Origin of the sequence: Micromonospora sp. AP08 (genome assembly GCF_008085935.1) — a bacterium.
GTDB lineage: Bacteria > Actinomycetota > Actinomycetes > Mycobacteriales > Micromonosporaceae > Micromonospora > Micromonospora chersina.
This window is the reverse complement of record NZ_VSEZ01000007.1, coordinates 42,220-64,919: the sequence shown is the minus strand read 5'-3', so window position 1 is coordinate 64,919 and position 22,700 is coordinate 42,220. Positions and strand designations below refer to the sequence as shown.

At 76.3% G+C, this 22,700-nt stretch carries 20 protein-coding genes; 8 read left to right on the top strand and 12 right to left on the bottom strand.

The window, feature by feature from the left end; translation table 11 throughout:
- Positions 1-5: 5 nt before the first annotated feature.
- Genes FXF50_RS13990 through FXF50_RS13975 form a run of 4 tightly spaced genes read left to right on the top strand, consistent with a single transcriptional unit; the run spans position 6 to position 7,675 of the window.
- The gene (locus FXF50_RS13990; protein ID WP_148427915.1) at positions 6-3,191 is read left to right on the top strand and encodes an FtsX-like permease family protein; all 3,186 of its coding nucleotides are present in this window, start codon (positions 6-8) and stop codon (positions 3,189-3,191) included.
- Entirely contained in the window at positions 3,188-5,920 is a 2,733-nt protein-coding gene (locus FXF50_RS13985) for an FtsX-like permease family protein (RefSeq protein WP_148427913.1), read from the top strand. Before FXF50_RS13990 ends, FXF50_RS13985 begins: the two co-directional genes overlap by 4 nt.
- Before the next feature lies 1 nt (position 5,921).
- Entirely contained in the window at positions 5,922-6,962 is a 1,041-nt protein-coding gene (locus FXF50_RS13980) for an ABC transporter ATP-binding protein (protein WP_148427911.1), read from the top strand.
- Positions 6,962-7,675 carry an ABC transporter ATP-binding protein gene (locus FXF50_RS13975; protein ID WP_148427909.1) on the top strand — a complete coding sequence of 238 codons (714 nt, stop codon included), beginning with the start codon at positions 6,962-6,964 and terminating at the stop codon, positions 7,673-7,675. The genes FXF50_RS13980 and FXF50_RS13975 overlap by 1 nt, the downstream gene beginning before the upstream one ends.
- A 282-nt stretch (positions 7,676-7,957) precedes the next feature.
- On the opposite strand, the gene FXF50_RS13970 is transcribed toward FXF50_RS13975, so the two are convergent.
- Positions 7,958-8,410 (bottom strand): GNAT family N-acetyltransferase, encoded by a 453-nt coding sequence (locus FXF50_RS13970; protein ID WP_148427907.1) that lies wholly within the window; start codon positions 8,408-8,410, stop codon positions 7,958-7,960.
- Positions 8,411-8,483: 73 nt separating this feature from the next.
- On the opposite strand from FXF50_RS13970, the gene FXF50_RS13965 reads away from it, so the two are divergent.
- Positions 8,484-8,975, top strand: a complete 492-nt coding sequence (locus tag FXF50_RS13965) for a potassium channel family protein (protein WP_148427905.1) — start codon at positions 8,484-8,486, stop codon at positions 8,973-8,975.
- Between the two features lie 9 nt (positions 8,976-8,984).
- On the opposite strand, the gene FXF50_RS13960 is transcribed toward FXF50_RS13965, so the two are convergent.
- Entirely contained in the window at positions 8,985-10,571 is a 1,587-nt protein-coding gene (locus FXF50_RS13960; RefSeq protein WP_148428317.1) for an alpha/beta hydrolase, read from the bottom strand.
- A 34-nt stretch (positions 10,572-10,605) separates the two neighbouring features.
- Entirely contained in the window at positions 10,606-11,718 is a 1,113-nt protein-coding gene (locus tag FXF50_RS13955) for an ATP-dependent DNA ligase (protein ID WP_148427903.1), read from the bottom strand.
- Between the two features lie 136 nt (positions 11,719-11,854).
- On the opposite strand from FXF50_RS13955, the gene FXF50_RS13950 reads away from it, so the two are divergent.
- Both FXF50_RS13950 and FXF50_RS13945 read left to right on the top strand, forming a co-directional pair.
- A complete protein-coding gene (locus tag FXF50_RS13950) occupies positions 11,855-12,067 on the top strand; it encodes a hypothetical protein (protein WP_091311643.1) in 213 nt (70 codons plus the stop codon).
- 45 nt (positions 12,068-12,112) lie between these two features.
- Positions 12,113-12,556 carry an SRPBCC family protein gene (locus FXF50_RS13945; RefSeq protein ID WP_255510025.1) on the top strand — a complete coding sequence of 148 codons (444 nt, stop codon included), beginning with the start codon at positions 12,113-12,115 and terminating at the stop codon, positions 12,554-12,556.
- A 22-nt stretch (positions 12,557-12,578) separates the two neighbouring features.
- Here FXF50_RS13945 and FXF50_RS13940 read toward each other — a convergent pair whose 3' ends face one another.
- On the bottom strand, positions 12,579-13,070 hold the full coding sequence (locus tag FXF50_RS13940; protein ID WP_148427901.1) for a GNAT family N-acetyltransferase: 492 nt from the start codon (positions 13,068-13,070) through the stop codon (positions 12,579-12,581).
- A gap of 68 nt (positions 13,071-13,138) precedes the next feature.
- Here FXF50_RS13940 and FXF50_RS13935 point away from each other — a divergent pair, with 68 nt between their 5' ends.
- A complete protein-coding gene (locus tag FXF50_RS13935) occupies positions 13,139-13,675 on the top strand; it encodes a DUF1990 family protein (protein WP_255510024.1) in 537 nt (178 codons plus the stop codon).
- Here the strand turns inward: FXF50_RS13935 and FXF50_RS13930 are convergent.
- The 8 genes from FXF50_RS13930 to FXF50_RS13895 all read right to left on the bottom strand — a co-directional run bounded on the left by FXF50_RS13930 (position 13,669) and on the right by FXF50_RS13895 (position 22,698).
- Positions 13,669-14,583: a DNA-3-methyladenine glycosylase gene (locus FXF50_RS13930; protein ID WP_148427899.1), complete on the bottom strand. Its 915-nt coding sequence runs from the start codon at positions 14,581-14,583 to the stop codon at positions 13,669-13,671. The genes FXF50_RS13935 and FXF50_RS13930 overlap by 7 nt on opposite strands.
- A gap of 251 nt (positions 14,584-14,834) precedes the next feature.
- On the bottom strand, positions 14,835-15,485 hold the full coding sequence (locus FXF50_RS13925) for a hypothetical protein (RefSeq protein ID WP_148427897.1): 651 nt from the start codon (positions 15,483-15,485) through the stop codon (positions 14,835-14,837).
- Between the two features lie 206 nt (positions 15,486-15,691).
- Entirely contained in the window at positions 15,692-16,477 is a 786-nt protein-coding gene (locus tag FXF50_RS13920) for an anti-sigma factor (RefSeq protein ID WP_148427895.1), read from the bottom strand.
- Entirely contained in the window at positions 16,474-17,172 is a 699-nt protein-coding gene (locus FXF50_RS13915) for a sigma-70 family RNA polymerase sigma factor (protein WP_091311627.1), read from the bottom strand. Before FXF50_RS13915 ends, FXF50_RS13920 begins: the two co-directional genes overlap by 4 nt.
- Before the next feature lie 84 nt (positions 17,173-17,256).
- Positions 17,257-18,114: a spermidine synthase gene (locus FXF50_RS13910; protein ID WP_148427893.1), complete on the bottom strand. Its 858-nt coding sequence runs from the start codon at positions 18,112-18,114 to the stop codon at positions 17,257-17,259.
- On the bottom strand, positions 18,114-19,079 hold the full coding sequence (locus FXF50_RS13905; protein ID WP_148427892.1) for a hypothetical protein: 966 nt from the start codon (positions 19,077-19,079) through the stop codon (positions 18,114-18,116). Before FXF50_RS13905 ends, FXF50_RS13910 begins: the two co-directional genes overlap by 1 nt.
- On the bottom strand, positions 19,076-21,550 hold the full coding sequence (locus FXF50_RS13900; RefSeq protein ID WP_148427890.1) for an AAA family ATPase: 2,475 nt from the start codon (positions 21,548-21,550) through the stop codon (positions 19,076-19,078). Before FXF50_RS13900 ends, FXF50_RS13905 begins: the two co-directional genes overlap by 4 nt.
- Positions 21,550-22,698: an exonuclease SbcCD subunit D gene (locus tag FXF50_RS13895; RefSeq protein WP_091311614.1), complete on the bottom strand. Its 1,149-nt coding sequence runs from the start codon at positions 22,696-22,698 to the stop codon at positions 21,550-21,552. Before FXF50_RS13895 ends, FXF50_RS13900 begins: the two co-directional genes overlap by 1 nt.
- Positions 22,699-22,700 lie beyond the last annotated feature (2 nt).

Below are 22,700 nucleotides of genomic sequence, written 5' to 3'. Positions count from 1 at the left end.
GTCGGATGAAGCTGGTGTGGAGGCGGGCGGTCGAGGCTCGTGGTCTGCTGCTCGCCGCCGCGGTCGCGGCCCTGGTCGCGGTCGGGTTGGTCACCGCGCTCTCCGACTACAACCGCCGGGCGGTCGAGGCGGGCGCCCGCGCGGTGGTGGACGCCGCCCCGGCCGAGGAGCGCAGCCTGCTGGTCAGCGGCTCGGGCGGGCGGGACGCCGCCCAGTACGCCGACCGGGACCGGGCGGTCCGCGCCCAGTTCGCCAACGGCCTCGGCGGCGTGCCGGTCTCCGTGGCCGTCGCCCGCTACGGCACCGGGCGGGAACTGACCGGGGACCTCGGGCCGGCCCGCACCGACAACGACCCGATGTTCGCCAGCCTCGCCACGCTGCCCGACCTGCCGGCGCGCGCCGAGCTGACCGCCGGGTCGTGGCCGACGCCCGGCGCGACGCCGCTGCAGGTCACCCTCCCCGAGAAGGTCGCCGGCCAGCTCGGCGTGCGGGTCGGGGAGCGGGTGCCGCTCTTCGACCGCAGCGCGGAGCGGGCCGGTGCCGTGGTGCTGGCCGGCACGTGGCGGCCCCGCGATCCGCGCGACACGTACTGGCGGCTCGCGCCGGGCGTCGGGGCGACCCAGGGCGACGCGACGAGCGACTCGTACGGGCCGTTCGCGCTGGACCCCGCCGACTTCGCGCGCACCTTCACCGGCACGACCTCGGGCGCCTGGGTGGTCGCCCCCGACCTGGCCGCGGTCGAGCCGACCCGGCTGACCGGGGTCACCACCGCCCTCGCCGCCGTCGCCGAGGACGTCCCCGACGCCACCGGGCTCGGCTCGTCCGCGCAGACCGTGAGCCACCTGGACCGGCTGGTCGACCGGCTCGGCCGTGCCGACCTGGTGGGCCGGTCCGCCCTGCTCACGCCGCTGCTGCTGATCGTGGTGCTCGGCGGGTACGCGCTGGTGCTGGTCGCCGCGCTGCTCAACGAGGACCGCCGGGGGCAGACCGCGCTGCTGCGCGCCCGAGGGGCCGCCCGCGGTCAGCTCGCCGGACTCGCCGCCCGCGAGGCGACCCTGGTGGTGGCCCCGGCCGTGCTGCTAGCCCCCGTGCTGACCGAACAGGCCGTGCACCGGCTCGGCGGGGACCTGCGGCTGGCCGACGGTGCGGTGGCCCGGATCTGGACGGTCGCCGTCGCCGCCGCGATCGGCTGCCTGCTCGCCATGGTGCTGCCGGCGCTGCGCCGGGCCGGCACCTACGTCGCCGACATGGCGGCCCGGTCCCGCCCCACCCGCGGCGCGGCCGTGCAGCGGGCCAGCGTCGACCTGGCCCTCGTGGCGCTGGCCGTGCTCGCCTGGACCCAGCTGCGGCAGTACTCGTCGCCGCTGGCCGGAGCCGGCGGCCGGCTCGGCATCGACCCGCTGCTCGCCACCGCGCCCATCATCGGCGTGCTGGCCGGCGCGGTGATCGCGCTGCGGCTGCTGCCCCCCGCCACCCGGTTCGCCGAACGCTTCGTCGACCGGCGGCCGTGGACGGCCACCATGTTCGGCATGTGGCAGGCCGGCCGCCGGCCGCACGCCGGCCCGGTGCTGCTGCTCGCCCTCGCCGTCGGCGGCAGCACCCTGGCCTGGTCGCTGGTCGCCTCCTGGGAACGGTCGCAGGACGACCAGGCACGGCACACCATCGGCGCCGACCTGCGGCTGGTCGAGCGCAACGGCGCCGCGCCCGCCGATCGGGCCGGCCGCCTGGCCACCACGGCCGGTCTGGACCGGGTGCTGCCGGCCTGGCGGGACGAGGTCCGGCTCGGCCGCGACGACCTTCCGGCCAGCGTGGTGAGCCTCGACGCGGCCGCCGCGACCGGGATGCTCAGACTGGACGACGCGGCCGGCGACGCGTCCAGCGCCGCGCTGCTCGACCGGCTGGTCAAGGGGCGGGCCGCGGCCGCCGGGCCGGTCCTGCCGGCCGGTGCCCGCACCCTCGCCGGCACCGTCCGCGCCCCGGTCGACACCGAGTTCGCGCCCCCGCGGATGACAGTGTCCGCGCTGCTCACCACCGACGCCGGCGCCGCCTGGCGGGTGCCGTTGGGGGTCGCCGGCGGCGACGGTCGGCCGCTGCGCTTCGCAGTGTCACTGCCGGAGACCGGCGGCGCTCCGCTGCGGCTGGCCGGCTTCGAGGCCGACGGCGGCGAGGCGGTCGGTCACGCGTACCGGATGAAGCTCGACGGGCTCCGGCTCACCGACGCGGCCGGGGCGGCGCTGCCGCTGCCGCTCGACGGGGCCTGGCGGGTCGCCGACACCGCGCAGGGACCGCGCGCCGCGGCGGAGGTCACCCCGACGACCGTGGACGGCACCCACACCATCGCCCTGCCGCGCGGGGCCCTGGAGTTCGCCCGCCAGCCCACCTCCCGGTTCGCCGTGGTGCCCACCATGGACAACCCGCCGGTGCCCGCCCTGGTCACCCCCGGCGTCGCCGCGGCACTGGGCATCCTCACCGGTGACACGGTGCCCCTGCAGCTGTCCGGGGTGTCAGTGCCGGTGCACGTGGTGGGCCAGGTGACCGCCGTGCCGGGCACCACAGCCGACGGCGTGCTGCTCGACCTGCCCGCCGCCACCAACCTGCTGCTCGGCCAGCAGGGCACCATCCGGCCGGTGGCCGAGTGGTGGTTGCGCACCGACGACGGCGGGCACGCCGCCGCGGCGGAGCAACTGGCTGACTTCCCCGGCGCCACACTGCTCGACCGGCGGCAGGTCGCCGCGGAGGCGGCCCACGACCCGTACTGGCGGGGCGCCCGCACCGGCCTGCTCGCCGCCGCGCTCGGCTCCGTGCTGCTCGCCCTGGTCGGCCTGGCCGTGGACGTCTGGGCCACCACCCGGCACCGGCTCACCGAGTTCGCGGTGCTGCACACGCTCGGCGCCAACGCCCGGCTGCTGGCCCGGGCCCTCCTCGCCGAGCAGGCGTTCCTGGCCGGCATCGGCGTCGGCGTGGGGCTGCTGGTCGGGGCCGGTGTCGCGGCCACCATGGTGCCGTTGGTGATCCTCACCCCCGCCGCCGGCCGGCCGGTGCCCGAGGCGGTCTTCACACTGCCGTGGTCGCCCGTCGGGCTGACCGCTGCCGGGCTGCTGTTGGCCGCGCTGGCCTTCGCCGCCCTCATCACCACGGGCATCCGCCGCCGGGTGGCCGCCGCACAGCTCCGGATCGGGGGAGAACGATGAGTCCGTCAGGTGCGCCTCGGCGGGTCCGGGCGTACGGGGGGCACTTCCTGCTGCTCGCCGTCCTGACCCTGGTCACCGCGCTACTGATCACCGCCGTGCCCCGGGTCGTCGACCGGCTCACCGGGCAGGGGCTGCGGCAGCACATGGCCGCCCAGCCGGTGGCCCGACGCGACCTGACGTACACCACCGATGAGATGACGCTGGCGCCGACCGCCTCCCGGGTCGCCGCCACCCGCGCCGCCGAACTGGCCACCGTCGAGGCACGGATGCCTGCGGTCGTCCGGGAGACCATCGGCGAGCGGTGGTACGCGGCGGAGACCGCGTTGACCCGATTCACCGGGCCCACCCTGAGCTCCGACAAGGGGCTGATCGACCTCAGCCTGCGCAGCGTGGCCGGGCTGCCCGAGGCGGCCACCCTGGTTGACGGGCGCTGGCCGGCCGGCGGCGGTGACGTCATCGAGGTGGCCCTCGCCGACACCGTGGCCGGGCCCCTCGGGATCCGCGCCGGCGGCACCTTCGCCCTGTCCATCCTGGACGAGGAGGGCAAGCCGGTGCGGAGGATCAAGGTGGCCCTGGTCGGGGTGTTCCGGCCCAATGACCCGCACGGCGGGATCTGGGACGCCCTGCCGTCGATGCTGCGGCTCGCCCCGCCCACGGGCGACGGGCGACCGTTCCTGTCCGTCGCGTACACCTCCGAGGCCGGCTTCGACGCGGCCGCCACCTCCGGCTGGCCGGTCAGCTTCTCCTGGCGCTACCGGGTGGCCCCGGACCGGTTCGACCCCCGGCAGCTCCCCGCCCTGATCGACGGGCTCGCCGACCTGGAGCGGACCCGCCCTGCGGGGCTCACGCTGACCCAGGGCGTCGACATCCCGCTGCGCCGCTTCGCCGAGTCGCTCGCCGCCGCGCGTACGCTGCTCGCCGTCATCGCGGCCGGACTGCTCGCGACCCTGGCCGGCCTCATCGTGCTGGCCGCCCGACTGGCCGCGCGCCGCCGCCAGACCGAGTACGCGCTGCTGCGCGCCCGGGGCGGGGCGACGACCGCGGTGCTGGGCCGCGGCCTCGCCGAGTCCCTCCTGGTGCTGCCCCTGGCGGCCGGCGTGGGCTGGCTGCTCGGCGGGCTGGTCCCCGGCGCCGGCGCCGGGGACCAGCTGCGCTGGGTGCTGCTCGCCGCGCTGCTGGCCACCCTGGTCCCGCCGCTCACCGCGCTCGTCACCGCGGTCCGGGGCGGCGGTGGCGGCCGGGCCGACCTGGTCGCCGCCCGGTCCCCGGCCGTGCGGCTCACCGTCGAGGTGACCGTGCTGGCGGTCGCCGCGCTCGCCGCGTTCCTGGTGCGCCGGCGGGGCCTCACCCTCGACGGGACGGTGGACCCGCTGCTCGTCTCGGTGCCGGTGCTGCTGGCCGTCGCCGCGGCGCTGGTCGCGCTGCGTGCCTACCCGTGGCCGCTGCGGCTGCTCAGCCGGACCGCCGCCCGGGCCCGGGGCAGCGTCGCGTTCCTCGGCACCGCCCGCGCCGGCCGGGCCGCCACGACCGGCCCGCTGATCGTGGTGGTGCTGTCCGTGGCGACCGCGGCGTTCTGCGGGGTGGTCGCCTCCGGCATCGAGAACGGCCGGGACCGGGCCGCCGCCCGCGCCGTGCCGGGGGACATCCGGGTCGACGGGGAGCGGTTCGCCCCGGACACCACGGACGCGCTGGCCGCGCTGCCCGGCGTCCGTGCCGTCGCCCCGCTGCTGGTGGAGCCCGGCAAACGCCCGTACGTCGACCGGGCCGGCCGGTTCGGCGGCATCGGCGAGACACGCGTGGTGCTGGTCGACCTCCCCCGGTTCGCCGAGGTGGCGCGCCGCGCCGGCGTCCAGGTGACCGTCCCCGACCCGCTGCGCGCCACCACCGACGGGACCGCGCCGCTGCCGGCGCTGGTCTCCCCGGCGCTCGCCGACGAGTTCGCGGACGCCGGCCTGGCCGACGCGGCCGGCCGGCGCCCCGCCTGGCTGGACGTGCAGGGCAACCGGCTGCCGCTGCGCACCGCCGCCACCGTCGACGAGTTCCCGCTGGTCAACGACGACGTGACGCGGTTCGTGGTGCTGCCCTGGCCGGCTCTCCCGGCGGACGCCCTGCAACCGCTCGTTCCCACCGGCTTCCTGCTCGCCGGGGACCGGGTCGACCCGGCCGCGGTGGCCCGGGTGGTGGGCGAGGGGCAGCAGCGCTACCAGCGCGCCGGGACCGTCACCGGCGGGGAGCGACCCCGCCAGCCCATGGTGACCACCCGGTCGGCGGTCCGCGCCGAGCTGGGCGGCAGCGGGGTGAACGGTCTGCTGGTCTTCGGCTTCACCATCGGCGCGGCCGGGGGCGCGGTGCTGGGTTTGCTCGCGCTGGCCTTCGCGGTGCTGGCCGGGGCCCGCGGCCGTGGGCAGGTGCTCTCCCGGCTACGCACCATGGGCCTGTCCCGCCGGCAGTGGCGCGGGCTGCTCCTGGTGGAGCTGACCCCGCTCGTGCTGGTCTCCGTGCTCACCGGAGCGGTGGTCGGCGCGCTGCTGCCGGTGCTGCTCACCCCGGTGCTCGGCCTGCCCGCCTTCACCGGCGGGATGGCCGTGCGGGCACGTTTCGAGCCCGGCCTGGTGGCCGGGGTGCTGGGTCTCGCCGTGCTGGCCCTCGGCTTCGCCGTCACCGTCGAGGCTGTGAACAACCGTCGGATGCGCCTCGGCGAGGTGCTCCGGCTCGGAGAGGAGAGCTGAGATGACCGCGATCGACTATGGCCATCCGGGCTCGTCGCGTCTGACGCCGCGCAGCGACCCCGGACAGCCAGCAGCCGCCGTACCGGACCTGGCCGCCCTTCAGCAGCGCGCTGCGGAGCGCGCCGCCGAACGGGCCGGCGGCCGGGACCGCCTGCGCGGCCACATCGTCTGCGACGGGCTGGTCCGCATCTTCAAGACCGAGGGGGTGGAGGTGGTCGCCCTCCAGGGCCTCGACCTGGTCATCGACCGGGGTGAGCTGGTGGCGATCGTCGGGGCCTCCGGGTCCGGCAAGTCCACCCTGCTGAACATCCTCTCCGGGCTGGACACCCCGACCGCGGGCATCGCCCGGGTCGCCGAGTACGACCTGCTCGCCCTGTCGAACCGGCGCCGGCTCGCCTACCGCCGCCAGGTGGTCGGCTTCGTCTGGCAGCAGACCGGCCGGAACCTGCTGCCGTACCTGACCGCGCTGGAGAACGTCGAGCTGCCCATGAAGCTGGCCGGGGGCCGCTCCCGGCGCGCCCGCCGGGAGCGGGCCCGCCAGCTGCTCGACATGGTCGGGGTCGGGTACTGCGCCGACCGCCGGCCGGGCCAGCTGAGCGGCGGCGAGCAGCAGCGCTGCGCGGTGGCCGTGGCGGTGGCCAACGACCCGGAGGTGCTCTTCGCCGACGAGCCGACCGGCGAGCTGGACGAGGCCACCGGCGCCGAGGTCTTCGCCGCGCTGCGCACCATCAACGCCGAGCTGGGCGTCACCATCGTGGTGGTCACCCACGACCAGGCCGTGGCCGGCCAGGTCCGCCGGACCGTCGCCATCCGCGACGGCCGGACCTCCTCCGAGGTACGCCGCACGGCCCGGGTCACCGCTGACGGCGGCACCGAGCTGGTCAGCGAGGAGTACGCGGTGCTCGACCGGACCGGCCGGATGCAGCTGCCCGCGTCCTTCGTGGACGCCCTGTCCCTGCGCGACCGGGTCCGGCTCAACCTGGAACCCGACCACGTCGAGGTGCGGCCGGGCGACCGCGCGCACGCCGAGGAGAGTGAGTGATGACCGATCAGCTGACCGTGCCGCCCCGGGTCGCCTTGGACGAGGTGGTCCGGGTCGAGGGGGTGAGCCGCACCTTCGGCAGGGGCGAGCACGCCGTGCACGCTGTGCGGGACGTCTCGTTCGTGGCCGGCCGGGGCGAGCTGGTCGCGGTCCGGGGCCGCTCCGGCGCGGGCAAGACCACCCTGCTGAACCTGATCGGCGGGCTGGACCGGCCGGACCGCGGGCGGGTCCGGGTGGCCGGGCACGAGGTGACCGCCGCGAGCGAGCGGGAGCTGCTGGCGCTGCGCCGCGGCACGGTCGGGTTCGTCTTCCAGACCTTCGGCCTCGTGCCGATCCTGTCGGCGGCGGAGAACGTCGGGGTGCCGCTGCGGCTGGCCAAGGTGCCGGCGGCCGAGCGGGAGCAGCGGGTGGCCGTGCTGCTGGAGCTGGTCGGCCTGGGCGGGCACGCCGCGCAGCGCCCGTACGAGCTCTCCGGCGGCCAGCAGCAGCGGGTGGCGGTGGCCCGGGCGTTGGCCAACGAGCCGGACCTGCTCATCGCCGACGAGCCGACCGGCCAGCTCGACTCGGAGACCGGCCGCTCCATCATGGACCTGCTCCGCGCCGTGGTGCACGCCCGCGGCATGACCGCCCTGGTCGCCACCCACGACCCGGCCCTGATCGACATGGCCGACCGCACCCTGACCCTCCGCGACGGCCGCCTGGCAACCGACTGACCCCCGTTCGGTCCCGCCCCGCCCGGCCCCCCGCCGGCTCGGCCCGCCTCGCCCCGCCTCGTCGATCATGAAGTTGGCGTCGCGACACGCCGTGCCGGGGTGGCGCCAACTTCATGATCAACCGTGCCGGGGGCGGGCGGTGCGGGCGGGGCCCAGGCCGGCGCGGGACGGCCGGCGCGAAGGTGGACGGTGTCAGGCAGCCGAGCAGCGCCAGCCACGTCCCCGGGCCGGGGCCGGTCGACACGGGTGCATCCGGTGCGGCCATCGCCGCCGAGCCAACCGTCAGAGCGCCAGCTTCATGCCCTCATGGCTGGCCACGAAGCCGAGGTCCCGGTAGAAGCGGTGGGCGTCGGCGCGGCTCTTGTCGGTGGTGAGCTGCACCAGCGCGCAGCCCCGCTCCCGGGCCTGGTCGATCGCCCAGGTCATCATCTGCCGGCCCAGCCCCCGGCCGCGCAGGTCGGAGCGGACCCGGACCGACTCGATCAGCGACCGCTCGGCACCGTGCCGGCCCAGCCCCGGGATGTACGTGATCTGGAAGCAGCCGACCACCTCGCCGGCGGACTCCGCGACCACCAGGTGGTTGCGCGGGTCGGCGTCGATGGCGGCGAACGCCCGCTCGTACGCCTCGTCGACCTCGGTGAAGTCGCGGGCCTTGCCCAGCACGTCGTCGGCGAGCAGGGCGATGACGGCGGGCAGGTCGGCCCGGACCGCCTCCCGGAAGATCACGTCGGTCACGCCGGGCAGCCTCCCACAGTCACGCCCGGCGATGCCGTCGCGCCGGTTGCCGGCACCGGGCAGCATGTGCGCCATGGACGTCCTGCTGTTGCCGTTCCGCTGGATCTACCGCGGTCTGGTCTGGTTCGCCAACTCGCCGCGCACGTTGATCATCTCGTACCTGCTGATGATCGTGGTGGCCGGCGTGCTGTACAGCCACGCCGAGCACAAGAGCGCCGCGGACTCGGTCTGGTGGGCCGTGGTGACCGCCTCCACGGTCGGTTACGGCGACATCTCCCCGACCTCCTTCGCCGGGCGGTTCCTCGCCGCGCTGCTCATCTCCACCATGGTGCTGCTGGTCATCCCGCTCATCACCGCGCACTTCGCCAGCCGGCTGATCGTGGACGACGACGCCTTCGAGCACGCCGAGCAGGAGGAGCTGAAGGCCGACGTACGGCGGCTGCGGGCGCTGGTGGAGGAGATGGCCGCCCGGCAGGGCATCGTGCTGCCCGAGCTGGACCGCCCCGAGCCGGTCAGCACCGCCCCGCCCTGGGAACGGCGGCGCCGGCGTCGCCGGAGCCGGTGACCACGCCCGTCACCGGGCGGGGCAGCGCAGCCCCTCCCGGGGGACGGTGAGCGAGACGAGGTAGGCGTCGACGGCGGCCGTGACGCAGGGGGTCTGCGGGTAGGCCGTGTGCCCCTCGCCCTCCCAGGTGAGCACCCGGCCCACGCCCAGCATCGAGGCCAGTGCGGCGGTCTGCTCGTAGGGCGTGGCCGGGTCGCCGGTGGTGCCGACCACCAGGATCGGCGGCGCGCCGGCCGCCTTCCCGGTCGGGTACGGGTCCCGCCCGCCCGGCCACTCCACGCAGCCGAGCATCCCGACCGCCAGCGCCGGGCCGAACAGCGGGTACTTCTGCCGCCACTGCGACTGGAGCGACCGGATCTGTTCCCGGGTCGGCTTCTCGGTCTCGTCGGCGCAGTTCACCGCCATGTTCGCGTCGAACAGGTTGGAGTAGTGCCCGTCGTCCTCGCGGCCCGCGTACGCGTCGGCGAGCTTGAACACGCCGGTCGGGTCGCCGCCCTGCAACGCGTCGACCGCCCGGGCCAGTTCCTGCCAGCCCTGCTCGGTGTAGAGGGAGGAGATCACCGCGTAGAACACCCAGCCGGCGGTGGCCTCCCGGCCGTCCCTGCCGCGCACCGGGGAGACCCGGGCCTTGTCGATGGCGGTGGTCACCGCGGCCCGGGCGTCCGGCGCGATCGGGCAGCGGCCCGCGTTCGCCGCGCACCAGCGGGAGAAGTTGTCGAATGCCCGCTCGAAGCCCTTCGCCTGGCTCTCCGAGCCGGCGACGAGCTTCTGCTGCGGGTCCACCGCGCCGTCGAGCACCAGCGCCCGCACCCGCTGCGGGTAGAGCTGGGCGTAGGTGGCGCCCAGCAGGGTGCCGTAGGAGTAGCCGAGGTAGGTCAGCTTGTCGTCGCCGACGGCCGCCCGCACGGCGTCCATGTCCCGCGCGGCCTGCTCGGTGCCGTAGAGCGGGAGCTGGTCGCCGTACTTCCCGCCGCACCGCTGGCCGACCCGGCGGTTGAGGGCCACGAAGCCGTCGAAGGACGCCTGGCTCTCCGGGTCGGGGTCGTAGCCGAAGCTGGCGTCCAGGTCGGCGTCGGGGATGCACTTCACCGGGCTGGACCGGGCCACCCCGCGCGGGTCGAAGCCCACGATGTCGAACCGGTCGGTCACGTCGGCCGGCAGCCCGCCGAACCCCGGGCCGAAGGAGAGGTAGACCGCGGTGTCCACGCCGGACGCGCCGGGACCGCCCGGGTTCACCACGAGCGACCCGATCCGGTCGTGCTGCTTGTTCGACCGGATCCGGATCAGCGCGATCTCGAAGGTCTCCCCGGCGCCCGGCCCGGCGGTCGCGCCGGTCGCCGCCCCGGTGCCCCAGTTCCGGGGTACGGCGATCCGCGCGCAGTCGTAGCGCATGCCCGCCGCGCCCCGCCCGACCAGCTCGTCCGGCACCTCGGGGCAGGCCCGCCAGGTCGGCGCCGTGCCCGGGGCGGCCGCCTCGCCCTCGCTCTCGGCCCGCGGGGCGAACGCCGGCAGCGTGCAGCCGGCGGTGAGCACCAGCGCCGCGACGAACCCGGCCAGGGTGGGCCGGCGGCGGATCCGGTCGGAGAAGCGGGTCACGTGGGAGCCCTCCATGATCGTGTGGACCGCCAGGCTACGCCCGGCCACGCCCGTCGCCGACGGTCGCCGCCGGATCCCCGCGCAGCACCTGGTCGACGTCGTAGCGGATCGGGCGCTCCAACTGGTCGTACGTGCAGGAGCGGGGATCGCGGTCGGGGCGCCAGCGGACGAACTGGGCGGTGTGCCGCAGCCGGTCGCCCTCCATCGCGTCGTAGCCCACCTCGGCCACCAGCTCCGGGCGCAGCGGCTCCCACTCCAGGTTCTTGCCGCCGGTCCACCGGCTCACCCCGCCCGGGATGCGCTGCCCCCGCTCGTGGTCGCCGTGCACCCACGGGTGGTCGCCGCCGACCTCCCGGTAGGGCTCCAGCTCGTCGAGCAGCTCCTTGCGCCGGGCCGCCGTGAACGAGGAGCTGACCCCGATGTGGTGCAGCACCCCGGCGTCGTCGTAGAGGCCGAGCAGCAGCGAGCCGACCACCGGGCCGGACTTGTGCCAGCGGAACCCGGCCACCACGGCGTCGGCGGTGCGCGCGTGCTTGACCTTGAACATGAGCCGCTTGCCCGGCTCGTAGGGCAGGTCGGCCGGCTTGACGATGAGCCCGTCCAGCCCGGCCCCCTCGAACACGTCGAACCAGCGCCGGGCCATCTCCGGGTCGGTGGTCACCTGGGTGACGTGCACCGGCGGCCGGACCTTGGCCAGCGCCTTCTCCAGCCGGCCCCGGCGCTCCGGGTAGGGCCGGTCGGTGAGCAGCTCGTCGTCGATGGCGAGCAGGTCGAAGGCGACGAAGTCGGCCGGGGTGGTCTCGGCGAGCAGCTTCACCCGGGACGCGGCCGGGTGGATCCGCTGGGCCAGCAGCTCGAAGTCGAGCCGCGGCTGGCCGTCGGGGCCGTCCCGGCGGATCACGATCAGCTCGCCGTCGACCGCGCACCGCTCCGGGAGCTGGCGGCGCGCCTGCTCCACCACCTCGGGGAAGTAGCGGGTCATCGTCTTGCCGCCGCGACTGGCCAGCTCGACCTCGTCGCCGTCGCGGAAGATGATGCAGCGGAAGCCGTCCCACTTGGGCTCGTAGGTCAGGCCGGGGTCGGTGGGTAGTTGGGGCACGCTCTTCGCCAGCATCGGCTCGACCGGCGGATTGATCGGCAGGTCCACGGCGACCAGTCAATCAGACCCCACCGACGGTCGTGAGGCAGATCACCGGCCGTGCGGGGCGGCGTGTCCCGTCCCGGGCCCGTTCGTCACCCGCGACCGGATGGTGAAACCGCAGGTCAGCGCTACGGTTCGCGGCGTGCCGGAGTGGAGTTGCGGATGCTGCGGGCGCTGGCGGGTCAGCGTGGAACTGATCCGCGGGCGCTACCGCTACCGGCTGGTGCACCGCTACCCGGCCGAGCACGGCGGCGGCGCCAACGTCGTCGGCGAGGTGGCCTCGGTGGCCGAGCTGGAGCTGCTGCTCCGCCGGTACGCCCCGGTCGGCCTGGCCGACCTGCGCGAGGCGGCCTGACCGGGATCACCCGCCGTCGATCCCGGGCGTAGCCTGTCCCTGATCATGCCGGGGGAGGGGAACGCCATGCGGTTCGTGGAGTCCGTCGAGATCGCCGCCGACATCGACCGGGTCTGGGCCGTGCAGACCGACGTCGAGCGCTGGCCTGAGTGGACGCCCTCGGTCACCTCCGCCCGCTGGCTGGATCCCGGGCCGGTCACCCTCGGCTCGTCGGCCCGGCTGGAGCAGCCCGGGCTGCGCCCGGCGGTCTGGCGGGTCACCGAGATCGACCCGCCGTACGGCTTCGTCTGGGAGTCCGACAGCCCCGGCGTGCACAGCCGGGGCGAACACCGGCTGGACCCGTTGGACGACGGGCGGGTCCGCGCCGAGCTGGTCATGGCGCAGACCGGGCCGCTGGCCGGGCCGGTCGGGCTGCTCCTCGGCCGGACCATCCGCCGCTACCTGCGGCAGGAGGCCGACGGGCTCCGCCGCCGCTGCGAGCGGGGCTGACCACCGGCTCCCCGTGCGCCGCTCAGCCGTCCCCGCGCGCCGGCTCGACCGTCTTCTCCAGCACCGCCAGCCGGTTGCCGTTCTCGTCCGGCCGGTGCGCCACGACCCGGTAACCGCGCCGCGCGTACAGGCCCAGGTTCTCGGCGCTCTCCGCGCCGGTGAACAGGGCGAACCGGGTCACCCGCCCGGCGCAGGCGGCCTCCACCGCGGCCAGCAGCCGGCCGCCGATGCCGCGCCCCTGCTGGTCGGGCGCGACCGCGAGCCGGCCGACGTGGGCCGTGTCGCCGTCGATCCGGGCGCGCACCGAGCCGACGAGGCGGGGCCCGAGCCGGGCGGCCAGCACCACGGTCGGGCCGGCCAGGGCGGCGCGGACCTCGTCCAGCGTCTCGGTCAGCGGGGGCAGGAACACGTCCCGGTAGCGCTGCGCCTCCACCAGGTACGCGGCGCGCTGCACGGTGAGGATCTCACCGGCGTCCGCGACACCGGCCGGGGCCAGGGTCAGCTGGTCGGTCACCCGGCAAGCCCACCACAGCCCCGCCGACCGGCGCCGGGCGGGCCACCCGGCCCGGCCGTACCCTGGCGGTGTCCCGCGAGGAGGAGGCCGACGTGCCCGAGCTGACGTACCCCGAGGTGGGGGCGACCCGCGACGGACGCCTGCCGGCCGACTACCACCACCTGCGCCACCGGCTCCGGTTGCCGGACGGCGGCTTCCCGACCGCCGCGGACGCGGTGCTCGGCTGGCGGCTGCACCGGGCCGCGGGCGTCGTCATGCGCACCGACGCGCCCCGCGCCGCCGCCGGCGTGCGGGTCACCCCGGGGCTCGGCGTCGGCCCGCTGCGGATCTGGGGCCCGACCGAGGTGGTCTGGACGGCGGACGAGCCGGACCGGGCCGGGTTCGGCTACGGCACGCTGCCCGGGCACCCGGAGATCGGCGAGGAGGCGTTCCTGGTCACCCGGACCGCCGACGGGGTGTGGTTCGAGGTGACCGCGTTCAGCCGGCCGGGCCACTGGTACGTGCGCGCCGCCGGGCCGGCCGCCCGGGCCGTCCAGCGGGCGTACGCCTGGTGGCTGGGGCGGACGCTGCGCCGGCTCTGTTCCTCCGCGGCACCGGGTCAGTAGCCGGCGAAGGAGCGGATGGGGGCGCGTGGCCCGTACTTGGGCGCCTGGATGCCGGCGGCCTCCAGCAGCACGCAGACCCGTCCGCGGTGGCCCCGGAACGGCTCAAGGAGGGCCAGCATGCGGGCGTCGTCGCCGCGCCGCTCCCCGGCCAGCGCCCAGGCCACCGTGTTGGGGATGTGGTAGTCGCCGACGCTGACCGCGTCCGGGTCCCCGTATGCGATCCGGACCACCTCGGCGGCGGTCCACGGCCCGATGCCGGCGATCGCGGTGAGCCGGCGGGTGGCCTCGGCGGCGTCGGCGCAGCGTTCCAGCCGGTCGGCGACGGCGGCCGCCCGGCGCAGTGTGTCGGCCCGCCGCTGCTCCACCCCGAACGGGTGGAAGACCCAGTAGGGCGTGGCCGCCACCGCGGCCGCCTCGGGCGGCAGCAGCAGCGGTTGCAGCGGCCCCGGCGCCGGCTCCCGGAAGTGCCGCACGGTCGCCGCGTACGCCCGGTACGCCTCCTTGCCGGTGACCTTCTGCTCGAAGACGGCGCGCAGCAGCCGGGGGAAGACCTGGCCGGTGGCGGGCATCCGCAGCCCCTGGTGCTCGCGGGCCAGCCGGGCCACCAGCGGGTGCGCGCCGGCCAGCGCGGCGAACCCGGTCAGGTCGTCGCGGAGCCCCGCGACCGCGTCGGCCCGCTCCACCACCCAGTCCGCACCGGGGCCGTAGCCCTCGGCGACCAGTTCACCCGCCTCTGGGCGCAGCGCGAGGGTCGCCGGACCGGCCGGCGTGCGGGTGGCCCACCAGAAGCTGCCGGCGGCGATCCGGGCGCACGGGTCGTACGGGCTGAAGGTGAGGGCCCGGACCGAGGCGGCCAGCCGGTAGCCGGCCGGTGGGCGCAGCGTCCGGCGGGCGGCGGGGGAGGTCACCCCGCAACTCTGCCACGTGCCCCCACCGCGACGGCGCCGGCCCGTGCCGGTGTTTGACGTCCGGCGCGGCAGGGGGCGGCGCCGGCCCGTACCCGTGTTTGACGTCCGGCGCGCAGGGGGCGGCGCCGGCCCGGTACGGGCCGGCGCCGCACCGGGACGCGGGGCTGCCGGATCGCCGCTGTCCCGGGTTCACGACGGTGGCCGGCCGCGCCCTCCCCGGCTGCGACCGGCCACCGTGTCCGGGGTTCGGGTCAGTACGAGTAGCCCGAGTCGCCGCCCGAGTCGCCGCCCGACGCCGGCGGGGCGACCGCCTTCGGGGTGCCGGTGGGCAGGCAGGTGAGGTTCTTCTTGCCGTTCGGGTCGACGACGAACCAGGTGCCGCCGACGCCCTGGCCCTTCCACTGGCCCGGCTTCTTGTCCCCGATGTAGCGGTAGACCGGCCAGCCCCCGATGGTGATCTGCCGGGTGCCGTCCTGGCGGGTGACCGTGCCGACCTTGTCGTCGGAGACGCCCTGGAGCTGCGGGTTGCCGTCGGTCAGCGCGGGCGGCCAGACCTGGGCGCACTTGTCCACGCAGTTGGACTGCGGCGGGTCGGCCGAGTCCTTGTCGAACCGGTACAGCACCCAGCCGTCCTGGTCGGTGACGACCTGGCCCATCCGGGGCAGCTTCTTACTGACCAGTTCGTCGGTGAGCTTCACGTCGGACGGGGGCGCCTTGTCGTCGGCGGGGGCGTCCGGGGACGCGGAGGCTTCCGGTTCGGCCGACGCGGTGGGTTCGGCCGCGGCGACGGCGACCGGCTCGGCCGCGCTCGAGTTCGCCCCGTCGTAGCCCGCGGGGGCGCAGGCCGTTAGTGCGACCATCGCGCTCGCGACGATGACGGTCGTCCGCTTCAGGTGTGCCACGTGCCCTCCTCGTTCTTGGCAGTTCGCCGAGTAGTACGGGCGGTGCGCTGTCAAGGTTGAAGAGAAAAGGGTGCTCCATTTCACAGTGGATCCGTTGAACCGATCCGGCCGGCGGCGCGTGGGGGAGCACGTCGGGGTGACGACCCCCGGGCACGACGGAACGGCGCCGGGCGGTGTCGCTGCCCGGCGCCGGCGTCCCGGCGGGATCAGAGGTCGGCCACCGTCACCAGCGGGCTGGCGACCCCGTTGACGTCGACCGACTGCACCTGGATCTTCTCGATGTCCTTGAGCGGCGCCGAGGTCGACGCGCTCAGCTCCAGCGGAAGCTGGTTGGTGTTCGTGCCGTAGCCGCCGCCCGGCACCGACCAGGTGGAGACCACCTCGCTGGTGGCGTTCGTCCGCACCACCACGAGCCGGCAGGTGCGCGGCCCGGGCAGGCGGGTGAGCTGAAGGTCGATCTGGGTGCCGTACTCCTTGGGCGCCAGCCACATGGTGGTCTTCACGCCGGTGCCCGGGTCGGTGGCGTCGTGCTGGTCGCCCTCCTGCTCGTTGCCTCCGATGCCCGGCCCCGACGCCGTCGGTCCGGGGGAGGGCGGGGCGGTGACGGGCGCGGTCAGCGTCGGCTCGGCCTGCGGGATCCGCTTTTCGTCGTCGCCCCCGAACACCCCGGCGATCCCGGCGCCGCTCAGGCCGCCGAACACGACCACGGCCGCCGCCGCGGCGAAGACCTGCCGCATCCGGGTCCGCCGCCGGTCCCGGCGGACCGCCATGAGGGTACGGTCCAGCAGCGCGGGATCGGTGTGCGTCTGCTCCAGCGCGGCCATCGCCTCGCCGTCGATGCCGGAGAGCAGCCCCACCACCGGGACCATCGTCTCCAGCTCGGCCGCGCACGCCCAGCAGGTGGCGAGGTGCTCCTCGAACCGTTCCACGTCCTGCGGGTCCAGCACGCCGAGCGCGTACGCGGCCACGTCCATGTGGTCGGCCCGGCTCATTCCGTCACCCCCCTCTCCTGCAGAGCCGTGCGCAGCGCGCGCAGCGCGTAGTAGACCCGCGACTTCGCGGTGCCGAGCGGAAGGCCCAGCTCCTCGGCCGCCTCGGGCACGGTACGCCCCCGGAAGTACGTCGCCACCAGGATCTCCCGGTGCGACTGGCTCAGCGTACGCAGCGCGTCGGCCACGGTCATCGTGCGCAGCACCCGGTCGGTGCTGTCCGCCTCGGCGAACGCGGTCAGGTCCCGGTCGTACGTCTCCGCCGGGCGGGCCTGCTCGCTGCGGTGCTCGTCGATGGCGATCCGCCGGGCCACCGTGACCAGCCAGGGGCGCAGCGAGCCCTGGCCCTGGACGCCCAGCCGGTGCGCGTTGCGCCAGGCCCGCAGCAGCGTCTCCTGCACGATGTCCTCGGCGCGCTGCCGGTCCCCGCCGGTCAGCCGCATCACGAACATCAGCAGCGGCCCGGCGTGCTCGGCGTAGAGCAGCCGGATCAGCTGGTCGGAGTGGCTCGCCTCGGTGGACGTCGCCTGATGGCGTCCGGGCGCCGGTCGCGGCGTCACGGGGTCATTCTGGCGATCCGAGGGACGGGCGTCGACCCCCCGACCCGACCGCGACTCGCGCGACCGGGGCTGTGCCCGCGCGAACATCCACTCGGGCCTCGCCACCTCGCCGTGCCAGCCGGCCGCCACCGCGTGCATGCAAGACCTCCGGTGTCCAAATGACATCAGCCGACCCCCCACGGGCATGGCCGCCCGGTGATACGGAGCGGCCCGCCGAGCGGATCAACGCCGGACGGAAAAAATTCCGGGCGGAGGCGGGGTGGACTCGGTGGCGTCGGCGTCGTGGACCACCGGGGCGCCCCCGGCGAACCGGTCCAGGTCGGCGCCGGCCAGCACCCGACCCGGGAACCAGTCGCCGGCGGCCCGCCGGGTCAGCTCCGGCACCGGCGGCTCCACACGGGACGCGACCAGCACGAGGTTGCCGTAGCGCCGGCCGCGGAGCACCGCCGCGTCGCCGACCAGGCAGGCCCGGGGCAGCACGGTGCGTACCGTGGCGACCTGCGCGCGGGCGTGCCGCAACGGCGGGCCGTCGGCGACGTTCGCCAGGTAGCAGCCCTCCGGCCGGAGCACCCGGGCCACCTCGGCGGCGTATTCCACCGAGGTCAGGTGGGCGGGGGTGCGAGCGCCGGCGAAGACGTCCGCGACCACCACGTCGTAGCTGCCGTCCCGGCTCGACGTCAGGGTGGCCCGGGCGTCGGCCACCCGGACGCGCAGCCGGGGGTCGGCCGGCCAGGGCAGCTCCCGCCGGACCAGGTCCACCAGGGCGCCGTCCACCTCGGACACCCGCTGCGTGGAGCCGGGGCGGGTGGCCTGCACGTAGCGGGGCAGGGTGAGCGCGCCGCCGCCCAGGTGCAGCACCCGCAGCGGCGCGCCGGCCGGCGCCACCAGGTCGATCGCGGCGGCGAGCCGCCGGACGTACTCGAACTCCAGGTGGGTGGGGTCGGTGAGGTCCACGTGCGACTGCGGCGCGCCGTCGAGCAGCAGCGTCCAGGAGCCCGGCCGGTCCGGGTCCGGCACCAGCTCGGCCTGCCCGGTGTCGACCTGCGCGATCGCCCGGTCCGCGCCGCGTCGCCGGCCCATCAGCGCCGGACCCGGGCCGCCGCGGTGAGCACCCGGTGCAGCAGGCGGGCGTCGCCGAGCATCCCGCGCAGCCGGCGCTCCAGGCCGGCGATCGGAACGAGGTTCTGCGGGGCGCGCGGATCCTTGTACGGGGTGGAGGCGAACCGGGGCAGCGTGACCAGGGACAGGTCGGCCAGCTCGATCGCCTCGGCCTCGGTCAGGTCGGCGGAGCACTCCACCCGCACGACGCCCGCCCAGGGCGCGCCGCCGGCCACCGGCAGCCGCAGGTACCACGAATAGCCGCCCCACGCCGTGCCCAGGCGGAACACCGGGCAGCGCTGCCCCGGAGCCAGCCCCGTGACCACCGCGGTGAGCCGGCCGTCCAGGTACTGGCTGTGCTGCGTCTTGATGTAGCCCAGGGTGCGGGGCAGGTTCCGCCGGCTGCGCAGCGGCCCGTCCACCACCAGCAGGTCGCCGTCGGTGCGCACCGCGTCGGAGACCGCCACCTCCAGCGCGGTCAGCGGGCCCTGCACGGCGGCCGGCAGCTTGCTCAGCTCGCCGGTGCCGCTCACCCGGTGCACCGGGTAGCGGATCGCGCCGGCCACCACGTCCTGTGCCGAGGGGCTGGCGGTGAACAGCCCCCGGCCCACCCGGGTGCCGGCCAGCTCCGCCGCGCCCCGCTCCAGGTCGCAACGGACCACGCCGGCGGCGTACGAGGCCGCGATGCCGGGGAAGGAGCCGCCGTCGTCCTCGGCCGTCCAGACGCTGGCGTCGATCCGGCGTACGCCGTCGACCAGCAGCACCACGTCCGGGGCCGCGACGTCGCGCCGGACGTCGACGGCCCGCCAGTCGGTGGCGGGCAACTCGACGTCGGCGTCGACCTGGGCGCTGCTCGGGGCCGCCGGCCCGCCCCCGCCGGCCGCCTCGAACGACGCCCCGTACGCCGGGTCCCACGCGTCGACGAAGAACCGGGCGCCCGCGCTCACAGGCCGGTCCGTTCCACGCGCGCGGTGCGGGCGTCCTTGCGGACCACGAAGCGGACCGGGATCCGCTCGGCGAGCGCCGGCACATGGGTGACCACGCCGACCATCCGGTCGCCCCGGGCGGCCAGGTTCTCCAGGGTGGCCGCCACCGTGTCGAGGGTGGCCGCGTCCAGCGTGCCGAAGCCCTCGTCGAGGACGATCGACTCCAGGCTGGCCGCGCTCGTGGACATCCCGGCGAGCTGCTCGGAGAGCGCGAGCGCCAGGGCCAGCGACGCCTGGAACGTCTCCCCGCCGGACAGGGTGCGCACCCCGCGCCGCAGCCCGGCGTCGTGGTGGTCGACCACGAAGAACTCGCCCTTGTCGTGCACCAGGTCGTACTGGCCGCCGGACAGCTCGCGCAGGATCCGCGAGGCGCCGTCGACCAGCAGGTCCAGCGCCTCGGCCAGCAGCCAGCGCTCGAAGTTGTTGGCCCGCAGGTGCCCGGCGAGCGCGCGGGCCACCCGGGCCTGCCGCTCGTGGCCGGCCCGCTGCTCGCGCAGCTCCGCGGCCTGCTCGCGGCGCTCCTCCAGGCGGCGCAGCTCCGCCTCGGCCCGCTCCACCGCCACCGCGGCGTCGCGCTTCGGGTCCTCCGGCGCGGCCAGCCCGGCCGCGTCGAAGAGCCCGCCGATCCGCTCCGCCACCTCGCCCGCCGCGGCCTCCGCGGCGTCGACGGCGGCGGCCAGGCCGGCCCGGTCGGCGCGCCGCCGCCCGGCCTGCTCGCCGGCCCAGCCGGCGAGGGCCGTCCAGGCGGTGGCCACGTCGTCGCGGTCGGCGGCCGGCGGGCCGAACCGGGCCAGCCCGTCCCGGACGGTGTCGAAGTCCCGCCAGGCCCGGCGCAGCCGCTCCTGCGCGCCGTCCAGGTTGCCGCGGGCCCGGCGCGCGGCGTCGCGGCCCGCGCGCACCGCCCCCGCCGCCTCCTCCAGCGCCCGGCGCAGGCGGGCGTGCTCGGCCAGCGACTCGCGCAGCGCCTCCGGCGTGGCCGCGCCGGCGAGCTGCCCGTCCAGCTCGGCCAGCCGGGCCCCGAGCTGGTCGTGCTCGGCGCGGGCGCGCAGCAGCACCCGGTCCAGCTCCCGGGCGGCCGTGTCGCGCTCCTGCACCACCCGCTTGGCGGCCTCGCTGGCCGCCCGGGCCGCCTTGCCGGCCGCGAGCGCCCGGGCCACCGCCGAGCCCTTCGGCACGGCCGGCACCTTGGGCACCGGCTGCTCGCAGACCGGGCAGGGGCCGCCGTCGACCAGGTGCGCCCGCAGCGCCACCGCCTGGTCGGTGGCCTTCGCCTCCTCGTGCGCCCGGAACGCCGCCTCCAGCTCCGCCTCGGCCCGCTCGGCCTCGGCCCGGGCCGCGGCGAGCGCACCGGCCGCCGCGTCGTGCTCGGCCTGCGCCGCGTCCACCGCCGCGCGGACCGCCACCGCGTCGCCGGCCAGCCGCTCCCGGTCGGCGTACGCCTTGAGCTGCACGCGCAGCGCGCTCTCGTCGCCGGCGGCGGCCAGCTCGCCGCGCAGCTTCTCCTCGCGCTCCTCGGCGAGGCCCACCGCGGTGGCCGCCTCGTCGGCGGCCGTCCGCGCGGCGGCCACCGCCCGGGCCAGCTCGGCGGTCCCGTCCGGCGGCCGGACCCCGGCCAGCACGGTCAGCTCGGCGTCGAGCGCCGCGAGCGCCGCGGCCTGCTCGCGCGTCGTCGCGCGCGCCCGCTCCAGCTCGGGTACGGCCGCCGCGACGGCAGCGGCCAGCTCGCGCATCCGGTCGACGCGGTCACGGGCGCCGGCCAGGCTCTCCTCGTCGACGTCGGCGAGGCCGCCGAGCATCTTGTCGACCGCCTCCAGCTTCGCCTCGGCCTGCCCGGCGCGCTCGGTGGCCTTCTTCTGCACCTCCTCGTAGACGCCCAGCCCGAGGAGGTTCACCAGGATCTGCTGCCGGGTGGCCGGCTTGGCGTGCAGGAAGTCGGCGAACTGCCCCTGCGGCAGCACCACGCAACTGGTGAACTGCTCGTACGGCAGCCCGACCGCGTCGAGCACCGCCTGCTCCATCTCGGCGGGGGTGCCGGCCACCACCTCGCCCAGGTCCTCCGGGCTGAGCCCGGTGTCGAGCTTCGTCACGTCGAACCCGGGCGGCATGAGCTGGAGGCCCGCGTTGGCGGTCTTCACCGCGCCCCGGCCGTCCCGGCGGACCACCCGGGTGGCCACGTACCGGTCGCCGGCGGACTCGAAGACCAGCCGCACCCGCGCCTCGGTGGCCGACGGGGCGAGGGCGTTGGCCAGCCCCCGGGCGCCGCCCCAGCGGGGGACCGTGCCGTAGAGGGCGAAGCAGATCGCGTCGAGGACCGTCGACTTGCCCGAGCCGGTCGGCCCGACCAGCGCGAAGAAGTCCGCGTCGGTGAAGTCGACGGTGGTCTCCTCGCGGAAGACGGTGAAGCCCGCCATGTCCAGCCGCATCGGCCGCATCAGTGCTCGACCTCCTCGAGCAGCTCGTCGAAGAGCTCCCGGACGTCCTCGTCGGCGTGGCCCCGGCTGTCCAGGTAGTCGGCGAACAGCTCGCGCGGCGAGCGGCCGGCCCGCTGGGCGGTGCGGGTGCCGCTGCCGGGCGCCGGCACCAGCTCCGGGTCGATCCGGATCTCCAGCGCCCGGGGGAGCAGCTCCTGCACCTCCTCGCGTAGCCCGGCACGGGGCTGCTCGCGGACGTAGACCCGCAGCCAGCCGTCGGGCACGTCGATCTCGGCGAGCTGGGCCAGGGTGCCGCGGACCGTGCGCAGCGGGACGGCCCCGGGCACCGGCACCTCCCGGATCTGCGCGGCGGTCGTCGCGGTCACCTCGACGATCGTCACCGACCCGACGTTCTCCTGCTCGCCGAAGTCGACGGCGAGCGGGCTGCCGCTGTAGCGGACCGGGCAGGGGCCGATCACCCGCTGCGAGCGGTGCAGGTGGCCCAGGGCCACGTAGTGCGCGTTGCCCGGGAAGACGGTGGCCGGCACCGCGTAGCCGAGCACGGTGTGCGCGTCGCGCTCGCCGCCGCCGGTGCTCGCCCCGACCACGGTGACGTGCGCGGTGACCAGGTGCACCCGGTCCGGCTCGGTGAACCCCTCGGCCAGCCGGGCCAGCACCCGCCCCAGGTGGTCGGCGTAGGTCTGGTTGGCCTCGGCCGGGGTCAGCTCGTACATCTCCACGGCGCGTACGGCGTAGCGCTGGGAGAGGAACGGCAGCGCGGCGACCTGCCAGCGCTCGCCGTCGCGGGTGACGCCGTCGATGACGTGCTCGGCCGGGTTGTCCCGGACGCTGCCGCGCAGCGTGATGCCGGCGGCCTCGGCCCAGGGGCGCAACGCGTCGAGCGCGGCGCCGTTGTCGTGGTTGCCGCCGATCGCCACCACGTCGGCGCCGGTGCGGCGCAGCGCGGTGAGCGCCCGGGTGACCAGCCGGGTCGCCTCCGGGGTGGGCGCCGCGGTGTCGTAGAGGTCGCCGGCCACGATGACCAGGTCGGGGCGCTCGACCCGGGCGATGTCGATCACCTGGGCGAGCACCTGCTTGTGCTCCTCGGCCCGGGACTGCCCCTTGAGGACCTTGCCGACGTGCCAGTCGGAGGTGTGCAGGATCTTCATGG

Bases quoted from the DNA above. Each gene is read 5' to 3' on its own strand.
- FXF50_RS13990 (WP_148427915.1), top strand. From the start codon at position 6: ATGAAGCTGGTGTGGAGGCGGGCGGTCGAGGCTCGTGGTCTGCTGCTC.
- FXF50_RS13985 (WP_148427913.1), top strand. From the start codon at position 3,188: ATGAGTCCGTCAGGTGCGCCTCGGCGGGTCCGGGCGTACGGGGGGCAC.
- FXF50_RS13980 (WP_148427911.1), top strand. From the start codon at position 5,922: ATGACCGCGATCGACTATGGCCATCCGGGCTCGTCGCGTCTGACGCCG.
- FXF50_RS13975 (WP_148427909.1), top strand. From the start codon at position 6,962: ATGACCGATCAGCTGACCGTGCCGCCCCGGGTCGCCTTGGACGAGGTG.
- FXF50_RS13965 (WP_148427905.1), top strand. From the start codon at position 8,484: ATGGACGTCCTGCTGTTGCCGTTCCGCTGGATCTACCGCGGTCTGGTC.
- FXF50_RS13945 (WP_255510025.1), top strand. From the start codon at position 12,113: ATGCCGGGGGAGGGGAACGCCATGCGGTTCGTGGAGTCCGTCGAGATC.
- FXF50_RS13920 (WP_148427895.1), bottom strand. From the start codon at position 16,477: ATGAGCCGGGCCGACCACATGGACGTGGCCGCGTACGCGCTCGGCGTG.
- FXF50_RS13915 (WP_091311627.1), bottom strand. From the start codon at position 17,172: ATGCACGCGGTGGCGGCCGGCTGGCACGGCGAGGTGGCGAGGCCCGAG.
- FXF50_RS13910 (WP_148427893.1), bottom strand. From the start codon at position 18,114: ATGGGCCGGCGACGCGGCGCGGACCGGGCGATCGCGCAGGTCGACACC.
- FXF50_RS13900 (WP_148427890.1), bottom strand. From the start codon at position 21,550: ATGCGGCCGATGCGGCTGGACATGGCGGGCTTCACCGTCTTCCGCGAG.
- FXF50_RS13895 (WP_091311614.1), bottom strand. From the start codon at position 22,698: ATGAAGATCCTGCACACCTCCGACTGGCACGTCGGCAAGGTCCTCAAG.